Here is a 7444-nt window from a genome sequence, read left to right as displayed (position 1 = left end):
ATCGAGATATTCGACGAAGAAGCCGGCAAGCTCGACGACGTGCGCTGGCTGGCCCAGGGCACGATCTACCCCGACGTGATCGAGTCCGCCGGCTCCAAGACCGGCAAGGCCCACGTCATCAAGAGCCACCACAACGTCGGCGGCCTGCCCGAACACATGAAGCTGGGCCTGGTGGAACCGCTGCGCGAGCTGTTCAAGGACGAGGTGCGGCGCATCGGCGTCGAGCTCGGCCTGCCGCGCGAGATGGTCTACCGGCATCCGTTCCCGGGCCCCGGCCTGGGCGTGCGCATCCTGGGTGAGGTCAAGCGCGAATACGCCGAATTGCTCGCCCGGGCCGACGCGATCTTCATCGAAGAGCTGCGCAAGTGGGACTGGTACGACAAGACCAGCCAGGCCTTTGCGGTTTTCCTGCCGGTGAAATCCGTGGGTGTGGTGGGCGATGCCCGCGCCTACGAATGGGTGATCGCGCTGCGCGCCGTGGAGACCGTGGACTTCATGACGGCGCACTGGGCGCACCTGCCCTATGAATTCCTCGACACCGTTTCTCGTAGGATTATCAATGAGATACGAGACATTTCTCGCGTGGTTTATGACATCAGCGGGAAGCCGCCCGCGACCATCGAGTGGGAATGAAACCCACGTTCTCGCCGCAGGACGAAGCCTGGATGGCGCGGGCCCTGCAGCTGGCCGAACGCGCCGAGGGCGAGGGCGAGGTGCCGGTCGGCGCGGTGCTGGTCGGCCCCGATGGCGAACTGCTGGCCGAGGGCTGGAACCGCAACATCGGCGAACACGACCCCACCGCGCATGCCGAGATCGTGGCCATGCGCCAGGCCGGGCGGACGCTGGGCAACCATCGCCTGGTCGGCTGCACGCTGTACGTGACGCTGGAACCCTGCGCGATGTGCGCCATGGCCATGGTGCATGCGCGGCTGGCGCGCGTGGTTTACGGCGCCGACGATCCCAAGACCGGTGCCGCCGGCAGCGTCTTCGACCTGCTTACCGATTCGCGCCACAACCACCGGCTGCTTGCCGAAGGCGGGCTGATGGGCGAAGAGGCTGGCCGCCGCCTGAAACGGGCGCGCCCGGGCCTCTGATCAGTCCCTGCCGCCGCGCCGCGACATCTCGATGTCGAGCTCGGCGTCGAAGTTGCGCACCGCCATCACCACTTCCAGGCCCATGAACAGGCTGGCCGCCAGCATGCTCAGTACGCCGGCGATGGCCAGCACCGTGGGCGCCAGGCCCAGGCGGAAGCCGCTGAAGGCATCCACCGCCAGCGCCAGGCTGGTGCCCACGAAGCAGCCCAGCGACACGTAGAGCATCACGCAGGCGCGCATGACGTGGGTGGCGCGGGCTCGGTGCCGGCGGATCTGCACTTCCAGAACCGACCGGTGTTCGCCCGGGGTCAGCTCCCACTGGCCCATCAGGCTGCGCAGGCGATCGACGACGCGGGCCAGTCGGTTGTTGGCCGAGATCAGCAGCGAACCGGTGGCCGCCATCAGCAGGGCAGGGGCCAGCATCGAGCCGAGGATGCGGTAATGGTCGAGGCTTTCGGTCGGGAACATCATGGGCCTGGCTTTGCGGGTCGGCGGGGTATGATGCCGCCTTCACCACCAACGCCGCCAGCCGCATGCCCGCCAATCCGAACAACCTGGTCTGGATCGACCTGGAAATGACCGGCCTGGATCCGGACACCGACTCGGTCATCGAGATCGCCACCCTGGTCACCGACAGCGAACTGAACATCCTGGCCGAAGGCCCGGAGCTCGCCATCGCGCACCCGCTGGAACGGCTCGAGGCCATGGACGACTGGAACCGCGGCACCCACACCCGCTCGGGCCTGTGGCAGCGCGTGCTCGACAGCCAGGTTTCCATGGCCCAGGCCGAGGCGCTGACGGTGGCTTTCCTGGCCGACTGGGTGCCGGCGGGCAAGTCACCGATCTGCGGCAACTCGATCTGCCAGGACCGGCGTTTCCTGGTCCGGCACATGCCGCGGCTGGAGCGTTATTTCCACTACCGCAACCTGGACGTCTCCACGCTCAAGGAGCTGTCGCGGCGCTGGTCGCCGGACGTGCTGGCGGGCGTGCAGAAGGTCGGCGCGCACACGGCGCTTTCCGACATCCGCGAATCGGTGAAGGAACTGGCGCACTACCGCCGGCACATGGGTCGCCTGGGCGGCCTGGCGGACCTGGCCGACCCGTCCGGCGGCTGAATACCCGGCGTCAGTCCTTCGCAGAAGACTCCAGCGCGGCCTTGGGCAATTCCAGCATCTGGCCATCGGGGCCATGGTGGTAGATGTGCAGGTCGCGCTGCGGGAAGGGGATGGAGATGCCGATCTCGCCGAAGTTGCGGTGCACCGCCTCGGTGAGCTCGCTGCCGGTGCCGATGTAGTCGGGCGTATTGACCCAGGCGCGCAGCACCAGGTCCACGCTTGATTCGCCCAGGCCGGTGACCAGCACTTCGGCCGGCGGATCGTCGAGCACCTTTTCGTGGCCATTGGCCAAGGCCAGCAGGGCCTCGCGGGCCCGGCGGATGTCGTCGCCGTAGCCGATGCCGACCGACAGGTCGATGCGGCGCTGGCCGCGGGCGGTGAAGTTGATGATCGGGGCGGTGGTGATTTCGCTGTTGGGCAGCACCACGTCGTGGTTCTGGTAGGCGCGCAGCACGGTCTGGAATATCCCGACGCGCTCGACGATTCCCTGCTGTCCGGCGGCTTCCACGGCGTCGCCGGCCCGGAAGGGCCGAAGCACGATCAGCATGACGCCGGCGGCGATGTTCGACAGCGAATCCTTCAGCGCCAGGCCGACCGCCAGGCCGGCCGCGCCGAGCACCGCCAGCAGCGAGGTGGTGGGCACGCCAACGGCATCGAGCACCGCCACGAACACCACCACCAGGCCGACCACGCGGATGATCTTTCCCAGGAAGTCGCGAAGGATCTGCTCCATGCCCGAGCGGGTCATCACCCGGTCCGCACCCTTGGTGAGCAGCTTGATCAGGAACCAGCCGATCAGGCCGACCGCCACCGCCAGCATCAGCTTCGCCGCCCAGGGCGGCATGTTCAGCAGGTCGGCAAGCTGTGCCTCGACCCCATCAATCCGGGAAGCGGCACGTGCCGCCGCGTTGGCGGCCTCGGTGGCCGATTCTGCCGCCTGCGCCGCCTGTTCGGCAGCGTCGGCGGGCGCGGAAGTGTTGGCTGTCGGGGTCGCTTGGGTCATCAATTCGCCTTGAGTTTGGCCAGTCGCAGCCAGGTATCAATGACGGTATCGGGGTTGAGCGACACGGACTCGATGCCCTGCTGCATCAACCAGTCGGCCAGGTCGGGGTGGTCGGAGGGGCCCTGGCCGCAGATACCGATGTATTTGCCCTTGGCCCTGGCGGTGGAGATCGCCATGGCCAGCAGTTTCTTGACGGCGGCGTCGCGCTCGTCAAACAGGTGGGCAACGATACCCGAGTCGCGGTCAAGGCCAAGTGTAAGCTGCGTGAGATCGTTCGAACCGATCGAGAAGCCGTCGAACATCTCGAGGAATTCCTCGGCCAGCAGCGCGTTGGAGGGCAGCTCGCACATCATGATGATCTTCAGGCCGTTTTCGCCTCGCTTGAGCCCGTTGGCCTCCAGCGTTTCGATGACGGCGCGGCCTTCGGCCAGGGTGCGCACGAAGGGGATCATGATCCAGCAGTTGGTCAGGCCCATCTGATCGCGGACCTTGCGCACCGCCTGGCACTCGAGCGCGAAACATTCGCGGAACTCGGGGTGCACGTAGCGCGAGGCGCCGCGGAAACCGATCATCGGGTTTTCTTCGTGCGGCTCGTACTGCTTGCCGCCAACCAGGTTGGCGTATTCGTTGGACTTGAAGTCCGACAGGCGCACGATGACGGCATTGGGCGCGAACGCCGCCGTCAGCGTGGCGATGCCCTCGGCCAGGCGCTCGACGTAGAAGGACACCGGGTCGGCGTAGCCGGCGGTGATCTGGTCGATCTGCTTCTTCAGGTCGGCCGGCTGCTTCGCATACTCAAGCAGGGCGCGCGGATGCACGCCGATCTGGCGGGCGATGATGAACTCCAGGCGCGCCAGGCCGATGCCCTGGTTGGGCAGCTGGGCGAAGTCGAAGGCGCGCTCGGGGTTGCCGACGTTCATCATGATCTTCAGCGGCGCCGGCGGCATGTTGCCCAGGTCGGTGGTGGTGACCTCAAAGCCCAGCTTGCCGTCGTAGATGTAGCCGGCGTCGCCTTCGGCGCAGCTGACGGTGACTTCGGCGCCGTCCGGGATGGACGTCATCGCGTCGCCGGTGCCGACCACGGCCGGCACGCCCAGTTCGCGGGCGATGATGGCGGCGTGGCAGGTGCGGCCACCGCGGTTGGTGACGATGGCGGCGGCGCGTTTCATGATCGGCTCCCAATCGGGGTCGGTCATGTCGGCCACCAGCACGTCGCCGGGCTGGAACTTGCTCATCTCGGCCAGGGTGCGCACGATGCGCGCGGTGCCGGCGCCGATCTTGTGGCCGATGGCGCGACCCTCGGACAGCACTTCGCCGCGCTTGTCGAGGTGGAAACGTTCGATCTGGGTGGCGTGGGCACGCGACTTCACCGTTTCCGGGCGCGCCTGCACCACGTAGAGCTTGCCGGTGTTGCCGTCCTTGGCCCATTCGATGTCCATCGGGCGGCCGTAGTGTTCTTCGATGACCAGGGCCTGGCGGGACAGTTCCTCGACGTCGGCGTCGGTGATCGAGAACTGGCGCTGCAATTCGGCCGGCGTCGGCTCGGTGCGCACGCGTTCACCCGGGGCGTCGGAATAGACCATGCGCAGCTGCTTGCTGCCCAGGGTGCGGCGCAGCACCGCCGGCTTGCCCTGGCGCAGGGTCGGCTTGTAGACGTAGAACTCGTCGGGATTGACCGCGCCCTGCACGACCATTTCGCCCAGGCCGAAGCTCGAGGTGACGAAGACCACGTCGCGGAAGCCCGATTCGGTGTCGAGCGTGAACAGCACGCCCGAGGCGCCGATGTCCGAACGCACCATCAGCTGCACGCCGGCGCTGAGGAACACGTCTTCGTGCTTGAAGCCGTGGTGCACGCGGTAGGCGATGGCGCGGTCGTTGTAGAGGCTGGCGAAGACTTCCTTCACCTTGCGCACCACGTCGTCCTCGCCGGTGACGTTGAGGAAGGTTTCCTGCTGGCCGGCGAAGCTGGCGTCGGGCAGGTCCTCGGCGGGGGCCGAGGAACGCACGGCGACGGCGATGTCGCTGGCGCCGGCCTCTTCGCACATGCGCCGGTAGCCGTCGCGGATGGCCTGGTCGAGTTCGGGCTGCAGCGGGGCGTCGATCACCCAGCCGCGGATTTCACCGCCGGCGGCGACCAGGGCGTCCACGTCCTCGACGTCGAGCGTGGCCAGGCGGTCGAAAATGCGCTGGCTCAGGTCATTGTGGGCGATGAAACGCCGGAAGGCGTCGGCGGTGGTGGCAAAACCACCGGGCACCGAGACCCCGAGCTGGGCCAGGTGGCCGATCATCTCGCCCAGCGAGGAGTTCTTGCCGCCAACCTGGGCCAGGTCGGACAGGCGAAGTTCGTGCAGCCAAAGGACGTCGGCGTTCAAGGGTGTCTCCATGCGCTCCAAGCTGCGTATGATGCGACCCGAGCGCACGCCATACAAGCTTGAATTCTCAGGGGAAAGCAGGGCATGGAAGGGGTACGGCCGGTTTTTTACGTCTCCGACGGCACGGGCATCACGGCCGAAACCATCGGCCACAGCCTGCTGACCCAGTTCAGCGGCACCGAATTTGCCACCCGCCGCATCGCCTTCGTCGACAGCGTCGAAAAGGCCGACGCCGCCGTCGCCGAGATCCGGGCGGCGGGCGAAGAGACCGGGCTGCGGCCGGTGGTGGTGAATACGGTCGTCGACCCGGACCTGAACTCCCTGCTGGCCGAAAGCGGGGCGCTGATGCTGGACGTGTTCGCGCCCTTCATCAGCCCGCTCGAGCAGGAACTGCAGCAAAAGCGCCACCCGCGCGTCGGCCACGCCCACGGCCTGGTGGATTTCGCCGCCTACGAACAGCGCATCAACGCCACCAACTATGCGCTGACCCACGACGACGGCATGGACGTGCACTACGACGACGCCGACGTGATCCTGGTCGGCGTGTCCCGTTCGGGCAAGACGCCGACCTGCCTGTACATGGCGCTGCACTACGGCGTGAAGGCGGCCAACTACCCGCTGACCATCGAAGACCTGGAAGGGCGCGAGCTGCCGCGGCGCCTGCGCGCCCACCGGCGCAAGCTGTTCGGGCTGACCATCGACCCCGAGCGCCTGTCGCAGATCCGCGAAGAACGCCGGCCCAATTCCCGCTATGCCACCCTGGCTACCTGCCGATCGGAAGTGGTCGCGGCCGAGGCCCTGTTCCGGCAGGAAAACATCCCGGTCCTGAGCACCACCCACACCTCGATCGAAGAAATCGCCGGCAAGGTCCTGGCCAACCTGGGCATCCACCGGCACATGTTCTGAGCCTGGCTGGCGGCCCTTTTCGCCGCCAGGCCACGTGCTAGCATCCGGCCATGTCTGCCGCCGCACCCTTTTCGAGGAACCTGCCGCGCCTGGGCCGCTTCGAGTGGCTCATGGGCCTGTACGGTGAAAACTTCACCCGCCTGACCCGCATGTTCCAGCCCCAGGCCCTGGCCGAAGGCAGCTACCTGTCGCGCGTGCCCGACGGCCTGGACCTGCGGGTGGAGGTGCTGGCCCAGCATGCGTACACGGTCGAGCTGCGGCTGAGCTACCTGATGATCGACGCCCGCACCGGGCAACCGGATCCTTCCGCCTACGTGCGCCTTTACCGCGACGCCCGCCAGGCCGAAGCCACGCATTGTTATGTCGGCCGCCACTGGCAGGACGTCCTGGGCCTGCGCCCGAGCGTGCAGGCCCTGGTCGGGCACCGCCTGAGGATGAACGGTTTCCTCAACAAGTGGCTGGACTATCTTGAAGGGCAGGGGCATGGACCACATACCCTTTCCGACATGGATCCGAGCCCGGCGGAGAAAAAAAACGCCGCATGCGCTTGACGGGCCTGCGGCTCATGTCTAAACTTCCGCTTCTTCCTTCGGTGGGGCTATAGCTCAGCTGGGAGAGCGCTACAATGGCATTGTAGAGGTCATCGGTTCGATCCCGATTAGCTCCACCACCGATTTAGTTAGAGAACGCTGTCCCCATCGTCTAGAGGCCTAGGACATTACCCTTTCACGGTAGCGACCGGGGTTCGAATCCCCGTGGGGACGCCATCTAGCGTCGTTGAAAAGCCCGGCTCCGGCCGGGCTTTTTCTTTGCCGCCGCTGCGGCGAGGATGTATCGGGAAGGTCGCCGGGGAACGTCAACGCATGCACAACCGATTCGTGGTTTCGGACTGGTCCGCCTTTGCGCCGGGGCTGGAAAGCCGCGAGCAATGGCTGGCCTGGGCGAGAGCGCCGC

7 protein-coding genes, 2 tRNA genes and 1 pseudogene are annotated in these 7444 nt (G+C 66.8%); 7 read left to right on the top strand and 3 right to left on the bottom strand.

What is annotated here, in order from left to right; all coding sequences use genetic code 11:
- Window positions 1-633 (top strand): annotated as a pseudogene (locus tag AACZ35_RS10355) (GMP synthase (glutamine-hydrolyzing)); the annotation flags it as partial.
- The gene (gene tadA / locus AACZ35_RS10350) at window positions 630-1094 is read left to right on the top strand and encodes a tRNA adenosine(34) deaminase TadA (protein ID WP_339828875.1); all 465 of its coding nucleotides are present in this window, start codon (window positions 630-632) and stop codon (window positions 1092-1094) included. The pseudogene AACZ35_RS10355 and the gene tadA, both read left to right, overlap by 4 nt.
- On the opposite strand, the gene AACZ35_RS10345 is transcribed toward tadA, so the two are convergent.
- Window positions 1095-1565: a DUF2721 domain-containing protein gene (locus AACZ35_RS10345; RefSeq protein ID WP_339828872.1), complete on the bottom strand. Its 471-nt coding sequence runs from the start codon at window positions 1563-1565 to the stop codon at window positions 1095-1097. It abuts the gene before it with no gap.
- A 62-nt stretch (window positions 1566-1627) separates the two neighbouring features.
- On the opposite strand from AACZ35_RS10345, the gene orn reads away from it, so the two are divergent.
- Entirely contained in the window at window positions 1628-2209 is a 582-nt protein-coding gene (orn, locus tag AACZ35_RS10340) for an oligoribonuclease (RefSeq protein WP_339828869.1), read from the top strand.
- 10 nt (window positions 2210-2219) lie between these two features.
- Here orn and AACZ35_RS10335 read toward each other — a convergent pair whose 3' ends face one another.
- Together AACZ35_RS10335 and ppsA are read right to left on the bottom strand one after the other, a co-directional pair.
- Window positions 2220-3212 carry a mechanosensitive ion channel domain-containing protein gene (locus AACZ35_RS10335; protein ID WP_339828866.1) on the bottom strand — a complete coding sequence of 331 codons (993 nt, stop codon included), beginning with the start codon at window positions 3210-3212 and terminating at the stop codon, window positions 2220-2222.
- A complete protein-coding gene (gene ppsA, locus AACZ35_RS10330; protein ID WP_339828863.1) occupies window positions 3212-5584 on the bottom strand; it encodes a phosphoenolpyruvate synthase in 2373 nt (790 codons plus the stop codon). Before ppsA ends, AACZ35_RS10335 begins: the two co-directional genes overlap by 1 nt.
- Window positions 5585-5668: 84 nt before the next feature.
- Between ppsA and AACZ35_RS10325 the strand changes: the two genes are divergently transcribed.
- The 4 genes from AACZ35_RS10325 to AACZ35_RS10310 all read left to right on the top strand — a co-directional run bounded on the left by AACZ35_RS10325 (window position 5669) and on the right by AACZ35_RS10310 (window position 7257).
- Window positions 5669-6490, top strand: a complete 822-nt coding sequence (locus AACZ35_RS10325) for a pyruvate, water dikinase regulatory protein (RefSeq protein ID WP_339828860.1) — start codon at window positions 5669-5671, stop codon at window positions 6488-6490.
- A 50-nt stretch (window positions 6491-6540) separates the two neighbouring features.
- Entirely contained in the window at window positions 6541-7041 is a 501-nt protein-coding gene (locus AACZ35_RS10320; RefSeq protein WP_339828857.1) for a DUF1249 domain-containing protein, read from the top strand.
- A 43-nt stretch (window positions 7042-7084) separates the two neighbouring features.
- Window positions 7085-7160, top strand: a tRNA-Ala gene (locus AACZ35_RS10315).
- A 21-nt stretch (window positions 7161-7181) separates the two neighbouring features.
- Window positions 7182-7257 (top strand) — tRNA-Glu (locus AACZ35_RS10310).
- Window positions 7258-7444 lie beyond the last annotated feature (187 nt).

The sequence above is a fragment of the uncultured Arenimonas sp. genome, assembly GCF_963976025.1.
Taxonomy (GTDB): Bacteria; Pseudomonadota; Gammaproteobacteria; order Xanthomonadales; family Xanthomonadaceae; genus Arenimonas.
The sequence above is the reverse complement of the archived record's forward strand: the minus strand, read 5'-3'. Positions and strand labels throughout refer to the sequence as shown.

Bases quoted from the DNA above. Each gene is read 5' to 3' on its own strand.
- AACZ35_RS10335 (WP_339828866.1), bottom strand. From the start codon at position 3,212: ATGACCCAAGCGACCCCGACAGCCAACACTTCCGCGCCCGCCGACGCT.
- AACZ35_RS10325 (WP_339828860.1), top strand. From the start codon at position 5,669: ATGGAAGGGGTACGGCCGGTTTTTTACGTCTCCGACGGCACGGGCATC.
- AACZ35_RS10320 (WP_339828857.1), top strand. From the start codon at position 6,541: ATGTCTGCCGCCGCACCCTTTTCGAGGAACCTGCCGCGCCTGGGCCGC.
- AACZ35_RS10345 (WP_339828872.1), bottom strand. From the start codon at position 1,565: ATGATGTTCCCGACCGAAAGCCTCGACCATTACCGCATCCTCGGCTCG.
- orn (WP_339828869.1), top strand. From the start codon at position 1,628: ATGCCCGCCAATCCGAACAACCTGGTCTGGATCGACCTGGAAATGACC.
- tadA (WP_339828875.1), top strand. From the start codon at position 630: ATGAAACCCACGTTCTCGCCGCAGGACGAAGCCTGGATGGCGCGGGCC.